Annotated in this window: 16 protein-coding genes; 8 read left to right on the forward strand and 8 right to left on the reverse strand. The window is 69.3% G+C overall.

The features are described from left to right. Positions 1–17: 17 nt before the first annotated feature. From AB5J62_RS12470 to AB5J62_RS12485, 4 genes are read left to right on the forward strand one after another with little or no spacing between them, the layout of a single operon-like run. Complete coding sequence (locus AB5J62_RS12470) at positions 18–2,525, forward strand: nitrate- and nitrite sensing domain-containing protein (RefSeq protein WP_370948367.1); 2,508 nt, start codon at positions 18–20, stop codon at positions 2,523–2,525. After that, positions 2,525–2,932, forward strand: coding sequence for a roadblock/LC7 domain-containing protein (locus AB5J62_RS12475; protein ID WP_091290651.1), 408 nt, complete (start codon positions 2,525–2,527; stop codon positions 2,930–2,932). Before AB5J62_RS12470 ends, AB5J62_RS12475 begins: the two co-directional genes overlap by 1 nt. Continuing rightward, a complete protein-coding gene (locus AB5J62_RS12480) occupies positions 2,929–3,300 on the forward strand; it encodes a DUF742 domain-containing protein (RefSeq protein ID WP_091290650.1) in 372 nt (123 codons plus the stop codon). The genes AB5J62_RS12475 and AB5J62_RS12480 overlap by 4 nt, the downstream gene beginning before the upstream one ends. Further along, positions 3,281–3,883, forward strand: a complete 603-nt coding sequence (locus tag AB5J62_RS12485; RefSeq protein WP_370948368.1) for an ATP/GTP-binding protein — start codon at positions 3,281–3,283, stop codon at positions 3,881–3,883. The genes AB5J62_RS12480 and AB5J62_RS12485 overlap by 20 nt, the downstream gene beginning before the upstream one ends. 55 nt (positions 3,884–3,938) lie before the next feature. Here AB5J62_RS12485 and AB5J62_RS12490 read toward each other — a convergent pair whose 3' ends face one another. The 3 genes from AB5J62_RS12490 to AB5J62_RS12500 all read right to left on the reverse strand — a co-directional run bounded on the left by AB5J62_RS12490 (position 3,939) and on the right by AB5J62_RS12500 (position 7,724). Next, positions 3,939–4,406 (reverse strand): SRPBCC family protein, encoded by a 468-nt coding sequence (locus AB5J62_RS12490; RefSeq protein WP_370948369.1) that lies wholly within the window; start codon positions 4,404–4,406, stop codon positions 3,939–3,941. 421 nt (positions 4,407–4,827) lie between these two features. Beyond that, entirely contained in the window at positions 4,828–6,663 is a 1,836-nt protein-coding gene (recQ, locus tag AB5J62_RS12495; protein ID WP_370948370.1) for a DNA helicase RecQ, read from the reverse strand. 71 nt (positions 6,664–6,734) lie between these two features. Beyond that, positions 6,735–7,724, reverse strand: coding sequence for a hypothetical protein (locus tag AB5J62_RS12500; RefSeq protein WP_370948371.1), 990 nt, complete (start codon positions 7,722–7,724; stop codon positions 6,735–6,737). A gap of 98 nt (positions 7,725–7,822) precedes the next feature. On the opposite strand from AB5J62_RS12500, the gene AB5J62_RS12505 reads away from it, so the two are divergent. Together AB5J62_RS12505 and AB5J62_RS12510 are read left to right on the forward strand one after the other, a co-directional pair. Then, positions 7,823–9,067: a hypothetical protein gene (locus AB5J62_RS12505; RefSeq protein ID WP_370948372.1), complete on the forward strand. Its 1,245-nt coding sequence runs from the start codon at positions 7,823–7,825 to the stop codon at positions 9,065–9,067. 4 nt (positions 9,068–9,071) lie between these two features. Continuing rightward, a complete protein-coding gene (locus tag AB5J62_RS12510; protein WP_370948373.1) occupies positions 9,072–9,731 on the forward strand; it encodes a hypothetical protein in 660 nt (219 codons plus the stop codon). On the opposite strand, the gene AB5J62_RS12515 is transcribed toward AB5J62_RS12510, so the two are convergent. From AB5J62_RS12515 to AB5J62_RS12525, 3 genes are read right to left on the reverse strand one after another with little or no spacing between them, the layout of a single operon-like run. Then, positions 9,700–10,137 (reverse strand): hypothetical protein, encoded by a 438-nt coding sequence (locus AB5J62_RS12515; RefSeq protein ID WP_370948374.1) that lies wholly within the window; start codon positions 10,135–10,137, stop codon positions 9,700–9,702. The two genes, AB5J62_RS12510 and AB5J62_RS12515, sit on opposite strands and share 32 nt — an antisense overlap. Positions 10,138–10,140: 3 nt before the next feature. Beyond that, complete coding sequence (locus tag AB5J62_RS12520) at positions 10,141–10,707, reverse strand: RNA polymerase sigma factor (protein WP_370948375.1); 567 nt, start codon at positions 10,705–10,707, stop codon at positions 10,141–10,143. Positions 10,708–10,715: 8 nt separating this feature from the next. After that, a complete protein-coding gene (locus AB5J62_RS12525; protein ID WP_370948376.1) occupies positions 10,716–11,768 on the reverse strand; it encodes a S8/S53 family peptidase in 1,053 nt (350 codons plus the stop codon). Positions 11,769–11,878: 110 nt separating this feature from the next. Here AB5J62_RS12525 and AB5J62_RS12530 point away from each other — a divergent pair, with 110 nt between their 5' ends. Together AB5J62_RS12530 and AB5J62_RS12535 are read left to right on the forward strand one after the other, a co-directional pair. Further along, on the forward strand, positions 11,879–14,476 hold the full coding sequence (locus AB5J62_RS12530; RefSeq protein WP_370948377.1) for a CHAT domain-containing protein: 2,598 nt from the start codon (positions 11,879–11,881) through the stop codon (positions 14,474–14,476). A gap of 94 nt (positions 14,477–14,570) precedes the next feature. Further along, positions 14,571–14,918, forward strand: coding sequence for an STAS domain-containing protein (locus AB5J62_RS12535; RefSeq protein WP_370948378.1), 348 nt, complete (start codon positions 14,571–14,573; stop codon positions 14,916–14,918). A gap of 71 nt (positions 14,919–14,989) precedes the next feature. On the opposite strand, the gene AB5J62_RS12540 is transcribed toward AB5J62_RS12535, so the two are convergent. Both AB5J62_RS12540 and AB5J62_RS12545 read right to left on the reverse strand, forming a co-directional pair. Further along, positions 14,990–15,391: an Imm1 family immunity protein gene (locus AB5J62_RS12540; protein ID WP_370948379.1), complete on the reverse strand. Its 402-nt coding sequence runs from the start codon at positions 15,389–15,391 to the stop codon at positions 14,990–14,992. A gap of 76 nt (positions 15,392–15,467) precedes the next feature. Beyond that, positions 15,468–20,087 carry a HAMP domain-containing protein gene (locus AB5J62_RS12545; RefSeq protein ID WP_370948380.1) on the reverse strand — a complete coding sequence of 1,540 codons (4,620 nt, stop codon included), beginning with the start codon at positions 20,085–20,087 and terminating at the stop codon, positions 15,468–15,470. Positions 20,088–20,090: the final 3 nt, after the last annotated feature.

The following is a 20,090-nucleotide window of genomic DNA, read 5'->3' on the forward strand; positions in this document are numbered from 1 at the left end:
TTCGGACGCGAGTACTGATGATCGCCCTCATTCCGAGTGTCGTGCTGATGCTGGTCGGATTCGCGGTCGGCGGTTATTTGATCTACGACGCGGTGCACGGCCGCGAGTACGCCACGAAGATCCGCGAATCGGAAGCCCCGTCGATCCCGTTCTTCGTCGCACTCCAGGAAGAGCGCCGTCTCACGCTGCGTGAGCTCGCCGGCAACAAGACCGAGCACGCGGCGCTCGTCGCCCAGCGCGCCAAGACCGATGTCGCCTCCGCCGGCGTCTCGGCCAACCTGCAGAAGTTCGTCGGCGACGCCCCGGACAGCGTCCAGCGCAACATCGCCACGGTCGGCGGCCTGTTCCAGAAGCTGCCGCAGACCCGCCAGCTCGTCGACAGCGGCCAGATCCCGTCGCTCGACGCGTTCAACTTCTACAACAAGATCCTCGACCAGTTCGTCGACGGTGTCACCGGTCTCGCGCAGGACGCGCCCAACGCGGAGAACGCCTACCAGCGGATCACCGCCGTGCCGCTGTTCACCGCGATCGACCAGCTGCAACGCTCGGACGCGCTCGCCGCCGCCGCGGTCACCGGCGGCGGGTTCTCCGACGACGACTACCGCGCCTACATCAGCCAGATCGGCGCCTACCACACCCAGCTCGACGCTTCCGTCGGCCGGATGATCCCCGAGGTCAAGGCGAAGTACGACCAGCTCATCGCGAGCGACGCGTGGCGCACCGTGCAGACGGTCGAGAACGCGTTGCTGCGCAACAACCAGGCGAAGCTCCCGGCCGCGGTGCCGGAGGAGCAGTGGCGCGCCGCCGCCCGCCAGGTCGGCGACACGATGATGAGCGTCTTCGTCGCGCAGAGCTCGAAGGCCACCGAGGGCGCCATCGACGAGGCCGACAACACGCTGATCGTCTCGTCCATCGCGGCCGCCGCGGCGCTGGCCATCGCCATCGCGATTTCGATCATCGCGCTGCGGCTGTCGAACCGGCTCATCGGCAGGCTCGCCAGGCTGCGTGAAGACACCCTCGACGTCGCCGAGATCCGGATGCCCGAGATCGTCGACCGGGTCCGCAGCGGCGAGGACGTCGACCTCGACACCGAGGTCCGGCTGCTCGACCACGGCAAGGACGAGATCGGTGAGGTCGCCGACGCGTTCAACACCGCGCAGCAGACCGCCATCGCGGCCGCCGTCGAAGAGGCCAAGATCCGTGAGGGCACCAAGACGGTGTTCCTCAACATCGCGCACCGCAGCCAGATCATCGTGCACCGCCAGCTCAAGGTGCTCGACGCGGCCGAGCGCAAGCAGGAGGACCCGGAGCAGCTGGAGACGCTGTTCCAGCTCGACCACCTGTCGACGCGTGCCCGCCGCAACGCCGAGAACCTCATCATTCTCGGTGGCGGCCAGCCAGGCCGTCGCTGGCGCAACCCGGTCTCGCTGACCGAGCTGACCCGTGGCGCCTCGGCCGAGACCGAGGACTTCGCGCGGGTGAAGGTCGCGAAGCTGCCGAACATCGCCGTCAACGGCCCGGTCGTCGGTGACCTCGTGCACCTGCTCGCCGAGCTGATCGACAACGCGACCTCGTTCTCCCCGCCGGAGGCCCGCGTCGACATCCGCGGCAACGTGGTCGGCAAGGGCGTCGTGCTCGAGGTCGAGGACCAGGGCCTCGGCATCGAAGCCGCGCAGGCCGAGCAGCTCAACTCGATGCTGCGCAACCCGCCGGACTTCGGCATCATGGCGTTGTCCACCGAACCGCGCCTCGGCCTGTTCGTGGTCGCGCGCCTGGCCGCGCGTCACGGTATTTCGGTGACACTGCGGGAATCCGCGTACGGCGGCACCCGCGCGATCGTGCTGATCCGCTCCGAGCTGCTCGGCGCGGTGCCCAACGATGAGGACGAGATGCCGCCCGCCAGCGAGGACACCGTGGCCGTGTCGCCTGTTCCTGCTGAGCGCCCGGAACTGCCGGAGCGCCGCTCCCGGCACCGGACCGAGCCGGAACACACTTCGCGGCTGCAGCCGCAGCCGGAACCGCAGTACTCGGAGCCCGAGTATCCGGAGCCGCAGTACGCCGAGCCGCACTATGAGGCCGAGCCCGCGTTCGACGCGCCTTACGAGTACGAGCCGGAGCCGCAGCGCCTGCCCGAGCCCGCGATGGCCGCCGCGCCGCCGCGTTCGCCGGAGGTCCCGCCGCGGGTGGACATGTTCCGCCCGCAGCAGCCGCCGACGCAGCAGGCGATGCGCCCGGTCGAGGCGCCGCGCCAGCCCCGGCCGCCGCAGCCCCCGCGTCCGCCGCAGCCCAACGCGCCCGCCGGGCCCGGCGGGTCCATGTCGCCGGGCCGTCCGCCGCTGCCGCAGCGTCGCCGCCAGCAGAACCTGGTGCCGCAGCTGCAGAACGACGCGCCTGCCGACTGGCCGGACGAGACCCGTGAGGAGTCGCCGGACCAGGCGAGGAACCGGCTCGCCGCGTTCCAGCGAGGCACTCGTCGTGCCCGTGACGAGGAGTTCGACAACGACACGTATGGAGATCGCACGTAATGGCCAACGCAGGAGTCAGTGAGCTCGACTGGTTGCTGGACGACCTGGTCAAACGGGTCGCGGGCGCCGACAGGGCCGTCGTGCTGTCCGCCGACGGCCTGCTGATCGGCCGATCCGGCAACCTGTCCGAAGAAGACGCGGAGCACCTTTCCGCGGTGGCGTCGGCTTTCCAGAGCCTCGCCAGGGGCACCGGCCGCCACTTCGGCGGCGGCCAGGTGCGCCAGACCATGGTCGAGATGGACCACGCGTTCCTCTTCGTCACCGCGGCCGGGCACGGCGCGTGCCTCGCGCTGCTGGCCACCGAGGACGCGGACATGGGCATGGTCGCCTACGAAATGAACATGATGGTCAAGCGGGTCGGCGCGGTACTCACCGCGGCGCCGCGCGTTCAACACACGTCGCCGTGAACCGCGCGGGAGACATCTGGTTCGACGACCAGGCGGGCCCGCTGGTCCGGCCGTACGCCGTCACCGGCGGCCGCACCAGGTCGGACACGATCGGGCTCGACCTGATCACCCTCGTGGTGGCGCTGCGCACCGCGGCCGACGTGTACGACATGGAGCCCGAGTATCTGCAGATCCTGCGGATATGTCAGCATCCGATGTCGGTCGCGGAGGTGGCCGCCATGGTCGACCTGCCGTTGCCGGTGGTCAAGGTGCTGCTGAGCGACCTGATCGAAGGAAACCTGCTGATCTTCCGCACCGCGGCACCCGTCAGTGACAGGCCCAACAAACACGTACTCCAGGCGGTTCTCGATGGCATCCGGAAACTCTGAAGGTCGGCGAAGCCTCACCGCGACGGCGGTGAAGGTGATCATCGCCGGCGGTTTCGGAGTAGGCAAGACCACGCTGGTCGGTTCGGTCAGCGAGGTGCCGCCACTGCGCACCGAGGAGGTCATCACCGAGGCCTCCGCGGGCGTCGACGACCTCTCGGGCGTGGAAAAGAAGAAGACCACCACGGTCGCGCTGGACTTCGGCCGGATCACCATCAACCCCGAGCTGATCCTGTACCTGTTCGGCACACCGGGCCAGAACCGCTTCTGGTTCATGTGGGACGAACTCGCCCGCGGCGCGCTCGGCGCGGTCGTCATGGCCGACACCCGCAGGCTCGACAGCTGTTTCCCGGCCGTCGACTTCTTCGAGCGCCGCGGCCTACCGTTCGTGGTCGCGGTCAACTGCTTCGACGAGGCCTACCGGTACGGAACGGAAGAGGTCCGCGAAGCACTCGACCTCGACCCGTACGTCCCGATCCTGCTCTGCGACGCCCGCGAGCGTGACTCCACCAAGCAGATCCTCATCACGCTGATGGAGCACGTCATGGCCGACGCCGACCTCGCCGCCGCCGGAGGCCGCCGCTAGCTCCCGGCGCGTCGTCCATCCACGTACGCGTGCATGGATGGACGACGCGGTCGTGTCAGGCGTGCTCGAGGTGGGCTTTGAGGCGGCCGAGGGTGGTCGCGATGTTGGCGTTGTTGGTGGCGGCCCGGTCGGGCTGGCCGGTGATGAAGTTGGCGATCGGCCGGAACCACATCGGCACCCGCAGCCAGCAGTTCTCGACGACCGTGCAGCCCCCGTCGCCGGACCGGATGTCGTACTCCCAGCGCGAGATCGGCACCATGAACGGCGTCCGCACCTCGAACGCGAAGCTGCGGCCAGGTTCCGCGTTGGTGATCCGGCAGGTGGTCACCCACCGCCGCCAGCCGTTGCGGTTGTGCCCCTTGAACTTGGCGCCGACCGCCGGGCCCTTGGCGCCGCCGAGCCAGCTGGCGCGCACCACTTCCTCGGCGAACTCGACCATGATCGTCGGATCGCTGACCAGCTTGTACACCTCGGCCGGCGGCACGGCGATGCTCACCTGCCCGGTCGCGAGCGGCTCACCCATGCACGGACTACAACAGAACGCCGTTCAACGGGTCAAGCGAACCCAGGCAAATCGTGCGTTCCGCACACCCACCCCATGACCCCCTCGCACCCGGCGAACCCGAGGTCGTGAGTGTTTAGGCCGGTTAGAACCGGCGATACCACTCACGACCCCCGAACCCTGCCCGACCTTCCCCGTCCCGCACGGTCGCCACGCGTACCGGAGCGGTCGGCTCACGTACCCGAAGAGTCGGCACGCGTACCTGAGCAGTCGGCACGCGTGCCTGACTGGTCGGCGGAGCGCCGACCATCGGGGTACGAGTCCCGACTGCTCAGGTACGCGTGCCGACCCTGCAGGCACGGGTGCCGACTCCTTGGGTACGGGTGCCGACTCTGCAGGCACGCGTGCCGACTGCTTGGGTACGCGTGGCTCACGAGGTGGGTTAGGCGTCGGCGAGGGTTTCCAGGATGCCTTGGCCGTATTTGGCGAGTTTGTTTTCGCCGACGCCGCTGATGGTGCCCAGTGCTTCGAGGGAGCTGGGCTTTTCGGTGGCGATCTGGCGGAGGGTCGCGTCGTGGAAGATGACGTAGGCGGGTACGCCCTGCTCTTTGGCCGTGGCACCGCGCCAGGCGCGGAGCTTTTCGAAGATCGGGGCGGCCTCGGCGGGCATGTCGATCGACGAGGGGCGCTTGGCCTTGGCGGGCTTCGAGGCGGCCGTGCGCTCGGGCTCGCGGCGGAGCATGACCTCGCGTTGGCGGCCGAGTACCTCGCTGCTGGTTTCGGTGAGGACCAGGGTTCCGTAGTCGCCCTCGACCGCGAGGAGGCCCTGCGCGAGTAGCTGGCGGACGACGCCGCGCCACTCCGTGTCGCGCAGCTCGGTGCCGATGCCGAAGACCGTCAGCTCGTTGTGCTTGAACTGCTCGACCTTGGGCGTCTGCTTGCCCAGGAGGATGTCGATGATCTGGCCCGCGCCGAACTTCTGGCGGCGCTCGTGCTGCAGGCGGTAGACCGTCGACAGCAGCTTCTGGGCGGGGATGGTGCCGTCCCAGGACTCCGGCGGGGTCAGGCACGTGTCGCAGTTGCCGCACGGCTCGCCCTGCTGGCCGAAGTAGTTGAGCAGCTGGACGCGGCGGCAGGTGACCGTCTCGCACAGCGCGAGCATCGCGTCGAGATGCTGCGACAACCTGCGCCGGTGCGCGAGGTCGCCTTCGGAGGTGTCGATCATTTTCCGTTGCTGCACAACGTCTTGCAGGCCGTACGCCAGCCACGCCGTGGACGGCTGCCCGTCGCGGCCTGCGCGGCCGGTCTCCTGGTAGTAGCCCTCGACGGACTTGGGGAGATCCAAATGCGCCACGAAACGGACGTCCGGCTTGTCGATGCCCATGCCGAACGCGATGGTCGCGACCACGACCAGGCCGTCCTCGCGCAGGAATCGTGCCTGGTTCTTCGCACGGACGCGGCTGTCGAGCCCCGCGTGGTACGGGACGGCCTTGATGCCGTTCTGGTTCAAGAACTCCGCCGTCTTCTCGACCGAAGCGCGGCTGAGGCAGTACACGATGCCCGCGTCGCCCGCGTGCTCGGTGCGCAGCAGGTCGAGCAGCTGCCGCTGCGGCGAGTTCTTCGGCACGATGCGGTACTGGATGTTCGGCCGGTCGAAGCTCGCGACGAAATGCCGGGCGTCACCGAGGTTCAGCCGGGACGCGATCTCGGCGTGCGTCGCTTTGGTCGCGGTGGCCGTGAGCGCGATGCGCGGGATCTCCGGCCAGCGCTCGTGCAGGTCGGACAGGCCGAGGTAGTCGGGCCGGAAGTCGTGACCCCACTGGGAAACACAGTGCGCCTCGTCGATCGCGAACAGCGAGACCTTGCCCTTGTCGAGCAGTGACAGCGTCGACTCGACACGCAGCCGTTCCGGCGCGAGATAAAGGAGGTCCAGCTCGCCGGTCAGGAACGCGCGCTCGACTTCGCGTTTCTGCTCGAAATCCTGGGTCGAGTTCAGGAATCCGGCACGCACGCCGAGGTCGGTCAGCGCGTCGACCTGGTCCTGCATCAACGCGATCAGCGGCGAGATGACCACGCCGACACCCGAGCGCACCAGCGCGGGAATCTGGTAGCACAACGACTTCCCGCCACCGGTGGGCATCAGCACCAGCGCGTCGCCGCCGGAGACGACGTGCTCGATGATGTCCTGCTGCCCTCCCCGGAACGAGTCGTACCCGAAGACGCGGTGCAGAACCTGCAGCGCGTCGCTGGTCGCGAGTTCGGTATCGGGGGAGACCACGCCGCGATACTACGAGCAACCACCGGCACCCGGCCGGACCGGCAGGCCTAGCGGACCGAAAGCCCTGGTTTTCACGACCATTCGACCACGGTGATGAACTCGTCCGACGCCACCGCGAACCGCGTGCCGTCCGGATGCACGGCGACCGTCTCCGGCTCGTAGGTCCAGCCATAGCCCAGCATCCGCTTGCCGCTCGGGAGATGCGGCCACGACGCGACCACCTCGCCGGTCGACGGATCGAGCAGCTTCGGATGGTCGTAAAAACTCAGCAGGTGATCACCGAACCGGACGATCGTGCCGAGATGCTCGGTGACGGGCACTTTGCTCACCCAGTCCGCGGCTGTCATCGACCAGATGTCCAGGCTGCTGGCGTCGCTGAGCTGAGGCCACTTGTCCGACTCCCAGCCGATGGAGAACACCGCCAGCCGATCCTCGTCGAGCCAGCACGCCGACTCGACCTCGCCTGGCTCCATGGCCGGGAACGGTGACAACTCATCGAGGACGGCAGGCTCAGCCAGCGCCCGCCGCATGTCGTAGACCTGCGCGACTCCGGCCGGATGCCAGACCCAGCCCGCACTCAGCAGCCACCGCCCGCCAGGACTGACGGCCAGCCGCGAGTGGTACAGATCGGTCGGGTAGACACCTTCCTCCAGCGGCCGGGAAGTCAGCCGCTCCCCGGTGTCCGGCAGCTCGATCTCCAGCCGGTCGCGGCGCTCGGGGCAGTGGATCAGCACTTCCCGTCCGTCCGCGAGCCGCCCGAACGTCACGGGATAGAAGAACGCGTCCGGATCGTCGTCGTCACGGGTGAGTTCGCGGAGTGGCTCGCCTCGGTCGAGCAGGAGCCCTTCAACGCCGTATTCGTGGTAAATGACCTGGTAGCGCCCAGAGGGGGAGACGACCGCGCCGTCGTAGAAGTCGGGGAAGGGATACTGCGGGCCGCCTTCGACGGGGCCGTCGGGGTACCAGGTATAGCCGCTGACCCAGTCGGCGAGCCCGTCGCCGTGCCAGGTCAAGGTCTTCGGTGCTTGGCCGCTCGTCGGCCAGTTTTCTTCGCTTTTCATTTCACCTCGCATGGTGACAGGCCACCGCGGAATCCGCTCGCGGATTTCGGTGTATCAGCGCCGCGCCAGCCCACTCCGTCCGGGTGGAGGTGGGGCAAATGAGTGTCGTGATCTTGCTGATGCTGCTGGCCGGCGCGGGCCTGCTGCTGGCGGTGTACCTGGTCCGGAAGCGGAAGGGGCACGCGCCGAAGGCGACGAGCGCCGGGTCCGCGCTGGATGTGCCGAAGTTCCGGGTGGTGACGCTCGGCCTGCAAGGCTCCGGCAAGACCTTGCTGCTGACCAGCATGTACCGCAGGCTGCAGGTGCCGGGCGGCCGCGGGTTCCACGTCAAGGCGCCGTACGAGCAGTTCATCGAGCTCAGCCGTTGGTACCGCCAGATCGCCGACGACGGCGAATGGCCGGAGGGCACCACACGCGGCGAGATGCGCGAGTTCGAGTTCAGCGTGATGACCGAGGTCGGCGACGACACCAAGCCGGTCGTCAAGATCGGCTACCTCGAATATCCCGGCGAACTCCTCACCGACCCGGACGTCGCAGGCTCCACCGCGCAGGCGCGGCTGCTAGAGTCGATCGGGAAGGCCGACGCGCTCATCGGCATCATCGACGGCCTCCGCGTGCTCCAGGCATATCAAGGCGACCGTCGCGGTCAGGCGATCTTGCAGGTCACGCTCGACGCGATGATCAACGCGATGCTGGAGTCCCGCAAGCCGATCGCCTTCGTGATCACCAAATGGGACCTGCTCGACCAGCTGCACGCCGACGAGAACACCCGGCTGCACATCGTGCGCACGCTGCTGATGAGCATTCCCGGCTTCCGTGACCTGGTGCGGGTCCAGAGCGCGCGACGGGTGATCCGGCTGATCCCGGTCACCGCGGTCGGCCACGACTTCGCCGTGCTCGAGGGCGGGCACGTGCGTAAGAAGGCCACCGGCAAGCTGGAACCCGCTCATGTCGACATGGCGCTTTCCGCGGTGGTGCCGGACATCGTGCGCCAGGTCGAGCTCTCACTCGACCGGGAGACACGCGAGGCGATCATGACCGAGGCGCGCCGCCGCACGAAGATGGGCCCGGCCGAGGCGCTCCAGACGCTCGGCGAGTTCGTCGCGGCGCGCGCCGGGAAGATGCTGCTCTCCACGGCGGGTGGCGGGCTGCTCGCCGATTCGGGGCTGGCGTTGTTCCTGGACTCCCATTTCGACGACGGCGGACGCAAGGCGACGGCGCTGAGCGAGGCGGACCGGCGCGCCGACGAGCAGATCCTCGCGCGGCGCCGGGTGGTTTCCGAGCTGCAGCAGCAGGTCGCCGTGCTGGAAGCGAAGCTGCCGAGTTCACGGCTGGGGGACTGAGACGATGCGCGCGTGGCCGTTCCTCATCGCGCGAGGCAGGCGCCGGGGCTACTCGGTGCTGCTCGCGCCGGATTTCCTTGTCAGCGAACAGGATTACGGGTTCCTGGAGGACCACGTCCGGCCGCTGCCGGACTCGGCGCCGTTCGCGGTCGCCGGGGTGACGAGCCCGCGGGGCAGACCGGTGTGCCTGGTCTGGGCGGGTCATGCCGTGACCGAGGCGGACCTCGACGGCGGTTCAGCCCATGACGAGCACAGTCGTCCGTTGAAGCTCATGACCGGATTCCTGTGCTCTGGCAAGGTATCCGAACCATCCACAGTGGACGTCGACAAAGCGCGTGAAGAAGCGCTGGTGACGTATCGCCGGTTCCTCGAAGACGAGGAGCGCTTCGCGGTCGAGTCGTCGACGGCGTTCGAGGCGGTCTCGGCCGTCACCGAGACGCCCAAGCAGCAGCCGCCGTCCGAGCCCAAGCCGCGTTATTGGATGTGGCTGGGCGTGGCGGCGCTCGTCGTCGGCGGCGCGGTCACCGCGGTGACGCTGCTGACCGGCGCCGAGCCGGAACCGCCGCCGCTCAACCCGTGCGGCAAGGCGACGACCAGCCTGGCCGTGCTGACCACCGGGCCGAGCCCGACGATCAGCTGCCAGCCAACGAAGTCCAGTCGGTGAGCACGGTCTTCCCGTCGGCGGTGCGCAGCCGGAGCCGGAACGTCCCAGCCGGCTTCGGCCGCACCACGAACCAGCCCACCGCGTCGACCTGCACGGTCGTCGTGCCGCCGTCACGCAGCCGCACGTCGATCTCGCCCGCCTGCGGCGGCACGACCTGACCGTGCAACGCGTCCGGCCCGACCTCGACCTCCAGCGTCACCTCGGCGGCGGTGTAGGTCAGCGCCCGCACCGACGCCGAGTCGGCACGCGTGCCCACCAGCTCGGCGCCCGCCGAGTCGAAGGTCAGCTCGGCGTCGATCCCGCGCCAGGTGAACGCGGTCTTGCCCGCGGTCACGAACTCGGCGGGGACCTCGTCCGCGGTGCGCAACGCGGCTTCCAGCTCGGTCAGCAGCTCTTCGTCGGTCATGGTTCAGCCCTCCGTGCCATCGATAAAGGGCGTCAAAGCGGAGTTCTTGCGCAGCGTGCCGAGGCAGCGCATGCGGTTGGGCCCGATCCCGCCGACCGGGATCTCCAGCTCACCGGAGATCTCGGTGTAGGTCTTCGGCGGGTCCGCGAACAGCATGGTGAGCAGGCGGCGGCACCGCTGCGGCAGCTCCGCGAACGCCTGCCGCAGCGCGACGAAACGTTCCTGCCGCAGCAGCTCCTCGTCGGCGGCCGCGCCCTCGGTGTCCGGCAGGCGCTCGTCCTCGACGGGCACCTGCTTGCTCTGTCCACGCAGGACTCGCAGGCATTCGTTGCGCGCGACCGTCATCAGCCAGCCCGGCAGCGCGGCGGGCTCTCGAAGCTTCTCAAGGCCTTCGACGAGCCTCAGCCACACACTTGCGCCGACGTCGTCCGCGTCGGCGCGGGAGAGCCGGTGCCGCATGCACACCGACCAGACGAGCGGCGCGTAGCGCTCGACGAGCTGGTCCCAGGCGCGCTGGTCGCCGTCCTGGGCCCGCTTGACCAGTGCCACCACCGCCGGATCATCACGCATGGTCGCAATCATCGCGGGTAGGAGACCTTTTTGGCCACCGCGCCGGGACCGGCGCTGACGGCCGCGAGCGCGGCGCCGCCGGAAAGGCCCTCGGCCAGCGCCTTCGCGAGCGCGCCGGTGACGGTCGCCGCCGCGAACGAGGTGCCGCTCCAGGTGGCCTTGCCGTCGAACTCGGCGCGCGGGGACTCCAGCAGATCCACCTCGCCGACGACGTAAGCGCCCTGCTGGACGATGCCCGGCGCTTCCAGGTCCACCCACGGGCGATCCATCGAGAACGGCGCGTCCAGCGCGCCGACCGCGATGACGTCGTCGAACGCGGCCGGGAAGATCTTGAGCGGATTCGACGTCAGCCGCCGGTTGCCGGCGGCCGCGACGACCACCACGCCGTCGCCGAGCCGGTCGAGCGCGCGCCGCAACGCGACCGGTTCGACGTCGTTCTCGGTCACCACGCCGAGCGACAGGTTCAGGATCTTGATGTCGGCGTGCTGGAAGCTCGCGATCTTGCGCGCGGTCTCCCAGAGCGACCGCGCGCCGCTGGTGCCGTCCAGCCCAGCCTTGACGGTGATCCGGGCGCCCGCGGCGTGCTCGCGGATCTTGCCGACGACGAAGGTGGCGTGCCCGGCCCAGACGTCGAGCGTGTCCTCGGTCGGCGCGATCTCCTCGTCGGCGACGACTTCGGGGCCGAAGGTCGCGTGCCGGAACAGCGGCGTGTCGACCACTCCGATGTGGACACCCACGCCGCCGGACGGCGCGCCGACCACGACCTCGACGTCGGTGTTGAGCGGGTCGAGGATGCCTTTGTGCTGGGGATACCCGATGACGGCCGCGTCGTTCTTGCCGATGAGCGGCAGCACGCCGCCCGCCGAAAGCAGCTTCGCGTTCAGGTTCTCGATGAGCGTGTCCAGCTCGGCCGCCGAGCGCACGGCCAGGTTCCGCAGCAGCGCGAGCCCCAGATCCTCGCTGACCTCCCAGTCACCGCCCCAGGCGCCGAGGTTCTTCAGCGCGGCGGTCACGGCGTCGAGATCTTCGAGGTCGACGATCAGCTCATCGTGCGCGGTCATGGGGAGCCTGCCTTCCTGGGTCACTACCTCACGGAGTGCTTCACCACCGGTTTGATCCCACTCCCGCGAAATTCGTTTCACTCCGGGCCCGCACCCTTCATGCTTTCGGGGTGGAAAGACCGACGGCACGGCAGCAGGCGCTCGCCGCGCTGCGCCGTGCCGACGTCGACGCCGGGCGGGCGGCGCCGGTCGCCGAGCGGGCCGTCAACCGGGCGGTGCGTGAGGGTGACAAAGAGGCCGTTTCGCTGGCCGAGCGGGCCTGGGGACGGGCCTTGCTGCAGAAGGACGTCGACAGCGCGGTCCGGCATCTGCGGCGGTCGATCGACTTCGCGGGCGGCTGCCCGGTGCTGGTGGGGGAGTCGCGGATCCTGCTGGCCGCCGCGTTGCTGCAGCGGGGAAAGCCCGACGCCGCGTTGAGCGAGATCGACTCCGCCATCGAGCTGCTCGACGGGCGCGGTGTCGCGCGGGCGCAGGCGCAGCGCGCGGATCTGCTGCACCAGATCGGCAGGCTGGACCAGGCGCAGGCGGAGTATCAGGTCGCCGTCCCGCTGCTGCGCCGGACCGGTGACCTGATCAGCCTGCAGCGCACCCTGGTCAACCGGGGGATCCTGTTCACCGAGCGGTACGCGTTCGCCGCGGCGGAGGCCGACCTGACCGAGGCCGACGCGCTGGCCAGGCGGCTCGACCGGCAGCTCGCGGTCGGGATCATCGCCGAGAACCTCGGCTTCCTGGAGACCGTGCGCGGTGACGTGCCCGCCGCGCTCGCGCACCTGAGCCGGGCCGAGCGCATCATCGGGGAGCTGGGCGGGCAGCTCGGGCCGGTGTTCTCCGACCAAGCCGAACTGCTGCTGTCCGTCGGCGCGCGTGCCGAAGCCGGGGAAGCGGCAGGCCGGGCCGTCGAGGCGTTCGAGAACGAACGCCGTCGCTTGCTGATCCCGCCTGCCCGGTTGCTCGTCGCGCAAGCCGCGCAGCTCGGGCGGGACTGGGCGACCGCGCTCGACCAGGCGACGCGGGCGCGTCGCGAATTCATGCGCCAGCAGCGGAGTGAATGGGCCGAACTCGCCCAGCTCGCGATCCTGCGCGCCCGGCTCGCGTCAGGGCAGGGAACGCGGATGGCCGACGGCCGCGTCGAAACCATGGTCTCGACGCTCACCGCGGCCGGGTGGCCCGCCTCCGCGCTGGAGGCCAGACTCGCCGCGGCCCGGCTGGCCTTCGAGCGCGGCGACCGGGCGCGCGGGCGGGCTTACCTGAGCGCCGCGAGCGCGTCGACACGACGTGGACCAGCGGCTTTGCGTGCGCGCGGGTGGTACGCGCGTGCGTTGCTGGCCTGGGAGGACGGTGATGCCCGCGCGACCACGCGCGCGGTCCGCGCCGGGCTGCGCATCCTCGACGAGCACGCCGCCGCGCTCGGCGCGACCGATCTGCGCGCGCACTCGGCCGCGCATCGCAGCGAACTCAGCGAGCTGGGGCTGCGATTCGCGCTGCGGTCCGGCAAACCGTCGGCGGTGTTCGAATGGGCGGAACGTGGTCGCGCCAGCAGGCTCGCGCACCGGCCGGTCCGGCCGCCGGACGACCCGGAACTCGCCGCGCTGCTGGCCGAGCTGCGTGCCACGGCCGAGCAGATCTACCGGTACGGCCAGGCCGGGCTGCGCACCAAGCAGGCCGCGCTCGAACGCCGGATCCGCGACCGCACCCGGCTGCACCCCGGCGCCCCGGTCGAGGGCGTCGAGCCGGTGAAGGCACCCGCGCTGGGGGAGCGCGCGCTCGTCGAGTTCGTGCAGCTCGACGGCGTGCTGCACGCCGTGACGCTGGTCGACGGCCGGTTGCGGCTGCGCACGCTCGGCCCGGCCGCGCCGGTGGCCGACCTCGTCGACCGCCTGCCGTTCGCGTTGCACCGTCTCGCCAGGCGCGGTGGCAGCGCGGCTTCGCGAGCCGCCGCGATGACCCTGCTCGACAGCGCCGCCGCCGCGCTCGACCGGGCGCTGTTCACCGCGCTGCCCGAGGTCGGCGACCGGCCGCTGGTGCTGGTGCCGACCGGGTCGCTGCACAGCGTGCCGTGGTCGGTGCTGCCGTCGTGTCACGGCCGCCCGGTCACCGTCTCGCCGTCCGCGACGCTGTGGCACACCGTCGCGGCCAGGCCTGCCGGATCGTCCGGCACGATCGCCGTCGCGGCGGGCCCCGGCCTCACCGGCGCGCATCACGAGGCGCACGCCGTCGCCGCATTGCACGGCACGACTCCGTTGACCGGCGACGCGGCCACCGTCGACGCCGTGCTCAAGGCGCTCGCGTCCGCCGACGTGCTGCACCTGGCCGCGCACGGCAGGCTCGCCGTCGACCAGCCGCTGTTCTCCGACCTGCGGCTGCACGACGGGCCGCTGGTCGTGCACGACCTGGAACGGCTCGACCGGGTGCCCCGCACGGTCGTGCTGGCCTCGTGCGACAGCGGCCGGTCGGTGGTCTGTACCGGTGACGAGCTGCTCGGCCTCAGCGCGACCTTCATGGCCCGCGGCACCGCCCAGCTGATCGCGTCGGTCGTCCCGGTCCCCGACGCCGAGACCGCGCCACTGATGATCGAGTTCCATCGCGGACTCGCCGACGGCCTGCGGCCGGCCGTCGCCTTGGCCGACGCCCAAAAGGCGTTGCGCGGCAACGGCCACGCCGGTCTCGTCGCGGCCGCGGGCTTCGTCTGCTTCGGTGCTGGGCACTGAGGTGCCGAGAGCGGTGCGCTAGGCTCGTGGGACACCGGAAAGGTTGAGCAACCAGCCGTCTGGAATTCGCGTACGCGCCGAAACGGAGACGCCTGTGGTTGCTGAGTTGTTCGAGGTCACCCTTGAGAAGGGTGAGACGGTCACCACCGTGATCGCCCGAGGCGAGATCGACCTCATCTCCACCCCCGAGCTGGAAACCGCGCTGCGGAAGGCGCTGGACTCCGCGAGATCGCCGATGACCGTCGTGGTCGACCTGGCCGGGGTCTCGTTCCTGTCCTCGTCGGGGATGTCCGCGCTGATCCAGGCCCACCAGAGCGGCCAGGAGCAGGACGTGCCCGTGAGCGTCGTCGTCGAACAGCGCGCGGTACACCGCGCGCTCGCCGCCGCCGGGCTCGACCAGCTGCTCGACATCGTCTCGCGGGACGCCCACGACCCCGCCTAGCCCCCTGAGACCGGGATAAAGCCCGCTTTACTCCGCGGAGTTAAGCGGGCTTTATTTCGTCGTGGCCGGTCTTATTCGCAGGTCCACTCGACACCGGCGGGACGCTCCCCGGCGGTACGCAGGAACTCGTGGGCGGCTTCGCGAACATCCTTCGCGGCGATCTCCGCGTCGTCGGGGTACTCGAACTCGGCGGACCCGAGGTAATAGAGCAACTCGTCCCAGCCGTCGGGGAGCGCGAACGTGCCGCCTGTGCTGTAGCACTCGACATCGTGTGAGGCGTACCGAAGGGTGCCCCGGTCTTCGTGGAGGCCCACCGTCAAGTCCGGCTTGGTCGTGTCGCCGTGTGGGATGAGCTGGACGAGCTGCCGTGCGTTCGCCGCGGTCACGGCATCGAGCACTATGTCCAGCTCGGTGGCGTTGGTCACCGTGACCGGCGTGTCCAAGTGGCCGTCGTACCACGCGGCGAGTGTCACCGGAGGCCTCCTGTCATTCGTGCTGCCACGGGATAAAGCCCGCTTAACTCCGCGGAGTTAAGCGGGCTTTATCCCGTTAGTTCTTCAGGCTGGGGGTGGCGTCGGCTTCGAGGTGGACCGCGATCAGGTTGAGCAGGAGGTCCGTGTCGACGGGCTTCGTGACGTACTCGTCCGCGCCTGAGGCCAAGGTCCTGGCGCGGTCCTCTTCGGTCGCCTTGGCGGTGACGGCGATGACCGGGAGGTCGGCGTGCGCTGCCGTCTCGCGGATGGCGGAGATGGTCGCGTTGCCGTCGAGTTCCGGCATCATCACGTCCATCAGCACCAGCGCGGTGTCCTCCTGCTGCTCCAGCACGCGGATGCCCGCGACGCCCGTGTCCGCGTAGACGACCGTGAGCCCGTGCTGCTCCAAGACCGCGGCCAGCGCGAAGACGTTGCGCAGGTCGTCGTCGACGATGAGCACCTTCTCGCCGTGGAAACGGGGCAGCGTCGCCGAAACCGGGGGCAGCGTGTCCGGCGCGCTCGAGGGGAGTGTCGTGCGCGGCTTGGACGGGATGACCCAGTGCGCCGGGTCGACCGGGAGGTACAGGGTGAACGTGCTGCCCTGGCCCGGTTCGCTGTGCACGCGGAGTTCGCCGCCGAGCAGCTCGGTCAGCTGGAGGCTGATCGACAGGCCGAGCCCGGTTCCGCCGTACTTGCGGCTGGTCGTGCCGTCGGCCTGGCGGAACGCCTCGAAGATGATCGCCAGCTTGTCGGCGGGGATGCCGATGCCGGTGTCCTCGACCGCGAACGCCAGCACGCCGGGTGCCGCGCGCAGGCTCTCTTTGTCCACTTCGGACGGATCGGCCATCCGGATGTGCAGGCGGACACTGCCTTCGTCGGTGAACTTCGCCGCGTTGGATAGCAGGTTGCGCAGCACCTGCTGCAGCCGGTGCTCGTCGGTGTGCAGGCTGCTCGGCACCGGCGGGTCGATGACCACCGCGAACTCCAGGCCCTTGTCCTGGGTGAGCGGGCGGCACAGCGATTCCACGTAGTCGACGACCTCGGGCAGTGTCACGTCGGACACCTGGAGGTCGACGTGGCCGGACTCGACCTTCGCCAGGTCGAGGATGTCGTTGATCAGCTGCTGCAGGTCACTGCCCGCCGAATAGATGGTCTTGGCGAACTGGATCTGCTTCTCGGTGAGGTTGCCTTCGAGGTTGTCGGCCAAGAGCTTTGCGAGGATCAGCGCGCTGTTCAACGGGGTGCGCAGCTCGTGCGACATGTTCGCCATGAACTCCGACTTGTACGCCGAAGCCATGGTCAGCTGCCGCGCGCGCTCTTCCAGTTCCTGGCGTGCCTGCTCGATTTCGGTGTTCTTGATCTCGATGTCGGCGTTCTGCTGCGCCAGCAGCGCGGCCTTTTCGGCGAGCTCGGTGTTGGAGCTCTGCAGTTCGCCTTGCTGTGACTGGAGTTGCTCGGTCCGCGCCCGCAGTTCCTGTGCCAGGCGCTGGGATTCGGTGAGCAGCTCCTCGGTCTGCGAACTGGTCTGGATGGTGTTGACGTTGATGCCGATGGTCTCCTTGAGCTGTTCGAGGAGATCCAGGTGCACGTCGCTGAACTCGTTGACCGAGGCCAGTTCCACCACGCCGAGCACTTCGCCTTGGAACAGCACGGAAAGCACGATCAGGTTCACCGGCGACGCCGAGCCGAGCCCGGACGAGATCCGCGTGTACCCGGCGGGCGCGTTGCGCATCAGGATCGTGCGCTGGTCGACCGCGGCCTGCCCGACGAGCGACTGGCCGAAGTTGAACCGCATCGTCTCGGGGGAGTCCGGCAGCCCGTAGCCCGCGATCCGGTCGAGCACCGGCTGCCGGTTTTCCCCTTCCCTGGTCAGGAAGAACGCCGCCTGCTGCGCGCCGATCAGCGGCGCCAGCTCGCTGAGCACGCGCGAGGTCATCGTCGCCAGGTCACGGTGACCCTGCATGAGACCGGAGATCCTGGCCAGGTTGGTCTTGAGCCAGTCCTGCTCGCGGTTGGTCCGCGTGGTCTCCTTCAGGTTGGCGATCATCTGGTTGATGTTGTCCTTGAGCTCCGCGAGCTCACCGGACGCCTCCACGGTGATCTGCCTGGTCAGGTCACCCGCGGTCACCGCCGTCGCGACCACCGCGATCGCGCGGACCTGCGCGGTCAGGTTGCCCGCCAGCTGGTTCACGTTCTCGGTGAGCCGCTTCCACGTGCCCGACACGCCCTCGACCTCGGCCTGGCCGCCGAGCGTGCCATCCGTGCCGACCTCACGGGCGACACGGGTGACTTCCGCGGCGAAGGCGGACAGCTGGTCGACCATGGTGTTGATCGTCGTCTTGAGTTCGAGGATCTCGCCGCGCGCGTCGACGTCGATCTTCTTCGTGAGGTCACCACTGGCGACCGCCGTGGTGACGGTCGCGATGTTGCGGACCTGGCTGGTCAGGTTGTCGGCCATGAAGTTGACGTTGTCGGTCAGGTCCTTCCACGTGCCCGCCACGTTCGGCACCCGCGCCTGGCCGCCCAGGATGCCTTCCGTGCCGACCTCGCGGGCCACCCGCGTGACCTCGTCGGCGAACGCGCGCAGGGTCTGGACCATGCCGTTGATCGTCTCGGCGAGCGCGGCGATCTCGCCCTTCGCGTCGACGGTGATCTTCTTGCCGAGGTCACCGCCTGCGACCGCGGTCGCCACCGCGGCGATACTGCGGACCTGGCCGGTCAGGTTGTCGGCCATGACGTTCACGTTGTCGGTCAGGTCCTTCCAGGAACCCGCGACCCCGCGTACCTGCGCCTGCCCGCCGAGCTTGCCTTCCGTGCCGACCTCGCGGGCGACTCGGGTGACCTCGTCCGCGAACGCGGAGAGCTGGTCGACCATGGTGTTGATCGTGTTCTTGAGTTCGAGGATCTCGCCGCGCGCGTCGACGTTGATCTTCTGGGTCAGGTCGCCCTTCGCGACCGCGGTGGTCACCTGGGCGATGCTGCGGACCTGGCCGGTGAGGTTGTCGGCCATGAAGTTCACCGAGTCGGTGAGGTCACTCCAGGTGCCCGCGACGCCCGGCACCTCGACCTGGCCGCCGAGCTTGCCCTCACTGCCGACTTCCCTTGCCACCCGGGTGACTTCGCCCGCGAAGGCGGAGAGCTGGTCGACCATGGTGTTGAGGGTGTTCTTGAGTTCGAGGATCTCGCCGCGCGCGTCGACGGCGATCTTCTGCGACAGGTCGCCCTTCGCGACCGCGGTCGCCACCTGGGCGATGTTGCGGACCTGCGCGGTCAGGTTGTTCGCCATGAAGTTCACGGACCCGGTGAGGTCGCGCCAGGTGCCCGCGACGCCCGGCACCTGCGCCTGGCCGCCCAGCTGACCTTCCGTGCCCACCTCGCGGGCCACCCGGGTGACCTCGTCCGCGAAGGACGACAGCTGGTCGACCATGGTGTTCATCGTCGTCTTGAGTTCGAGGATCTCGCCGCGCGCGTCGACCGTGATCTTCTGCGTCAGGTCGCCGCGCGCGACCGCGGTGGTCACCTGCGCGATGTTGCGGACCTGGCTGGTCAGGTTGTCGGCCATCGAGTTCACGTTGTCGGTGAGGCCACGCCACGTGCCCGCGACACCGGGCACCTGCGCCTGGCCGCCGAGCTTGCCTTCGGTGCCGACTTCCCTTGCCACGCGGGTGACCTCGCCCGCGAACGCGGACAGCTGGTCCACCATCGTGTTGAGCGTGGTCTTCAGTTCGAGGATCTCGCCCTTGGCGTCCACGTTGATCTTCTGCGACAGGTCGCCCTCGGCCACCGCGGTCGCCACCTGCGCGATGTTGCGGACCTGGTCGGTGAGGTTGTCGGCCATCAGGTTCACGTTGTCGGTCAGATCACGCCAGCGACCGGCCGCGCCGGGCACCTCGGCCTGGCCGCCGAGCTTGCCCTCACTGCCGACTTCCCTTGCCACGCGGGTGACCTCGTCCGCGAACGCGGAGAGCTGGTCGACCATGGTGTTGAGGGTGTTCTTGAGTTCGAGGATCTCGCCGCGCGCGTCGACGTTGATCTTCTGCGAGAGGTCGCCGCGCGCCACGGCGGTGGTCACCTGGGCGATGTTGCGGACCTGCTCGGTCAGGTTGTCGGCCATGAAGTTGACCGAGTCGGTGAGGTCGCGCCAGGTGCCGGTCACGCCGGGGACCTGCGCCTGGCCGCCGAGCCGTCCCTCGGTCGCGATCTCCCGCGACACCCTGGTGACCTCGGTCGCGAACAGCGAGAGCTGGTCGAGCAGCCCGTTGACGCGGTGTCCCAGCTCGGCGAACTCGCCGTGCAGCTGCCTGCCGTCGAGCTCCAGCTCCATCGGCTGCGAGAGATCGCCGTCGGCGACCGCGCCGATGACCCGGTTCAGCTCGATGGTCGGCCTGGTGACGTCCTGGATGAGGCCGTTGACCTCGTCGATGGCGATCGCCCAGCCGCCCGGCCCGATCTCGGTCGAGACGCGCTCGTCGAGCCTGCCCTCCTGGCCGACCGTGGTGCGCACCCGCTGTAGTTCGCTCACGAGCAGCTGGTTGCGCTCGGCGATGTCGTTGACCGCTTCGGCCAGCCGCGCGGCGACACCGTCGCCCTGCGGGACGATCCGGCGCCGGAAATTGCCGTCGCGGAGCTCGTGAACAGCGGTGAGCACCCGTTCGAGCGCGCGTTCGTCGGCTGCCGGTTCAGCGTGTGTGGTCATGCT

This window comes from Amycolatopsis sp. cg5, from assembly GCF_041346955.1.
GTDB lineage: Bacteria > Actinomycetota > Actinomycetes > Mycobacteriales > Pseudonocardiaceae > Amycolatopsis.

Excerpts from the sequence above, each read along its gene's own strand:
- AB5J62_RS12505 (WP_370948372.1), top strand. The coding sequence starts at position 7,823 with ATGAGTGTCGTGATCTTGCTGATGCTGCTGGCCGGCGCGGGCCTGCTG.
- AB5J62_RS12500 (WP_370948371.1), bottom strand. The coding sequence starts at position 7,724 with ATGAAAAGCGAAGAAAACTGGCCGACGAGCGGCCAAGCACCGAAGACC.
- AB5J62_RS12490 (WP_370948369.1), bottom strand. The coding sequence starts at position 4,406 with ATGGGTGAGCCGCTCGCGACCGGGCAGGTGAGCATCGCCGTGCCGCCG.
- AB5J62_RS12510 (WP_370948373.1), top strand. The coding sequence starts at position 9,072 with ATGCGCGCGTGGCCGTTCCTCATCGCGCGAGGCAGGCGCCGGGGCTAC.
- AB5J62_RS12520 (WP_370948375.1), bottom strand. The coding sequence starts at position 10,707 with ATGCGTGATGATCCGGCGGTGGTGGCACTGGTCAAGCGGGCCCAGGAC.
- AB5J62_RS12475 (WP_091290651.1), top strand. The coding sequence starts at position 2,525 with ATGGCCAACGCAGGAGTCAGTGAGCTCGACTGGTTGCTGGACGACCTG.
- AB5J62_RS12485 (WP_370948368.1), top strand. The coding sequence starts at position 3,281 with ATGGCATCCGGAAACTCTGAAGGTCGGCGAAGCCTCACCGCGACGGCG.
- AB5J62_RS12525 (WP_370948376.1), bottom strand. The coding sequence starts at position 11,768 with ATGACCGCGCACGATGAGCTGATCGTCGACCTCGAAGATCTCGACGCC.
- AB5J62_RS12470 (WP_370948367.1), top strand. The coding sequence starts at position 18 with ATGATCGCCCTCATTCCGAGTGTCGTGCTGATGCTGGTCGGATTCGCG.
- AB5J62_RS12545 (WP_370948380.1), bottom strand. The coding sequence starts at position 20,087 with ATGACCACACACGCTGAACCGGCAGCCGACGAACGCGCGCTCGAACGG.
- AB5J62_RS12515 (WP_370948374.1), bottom strand. The coding sequence starts at position 10,137 with ATGACCGACGAAGAGCTGCTGACCGAGCTGGAAGCCGCGTTGCGCACC.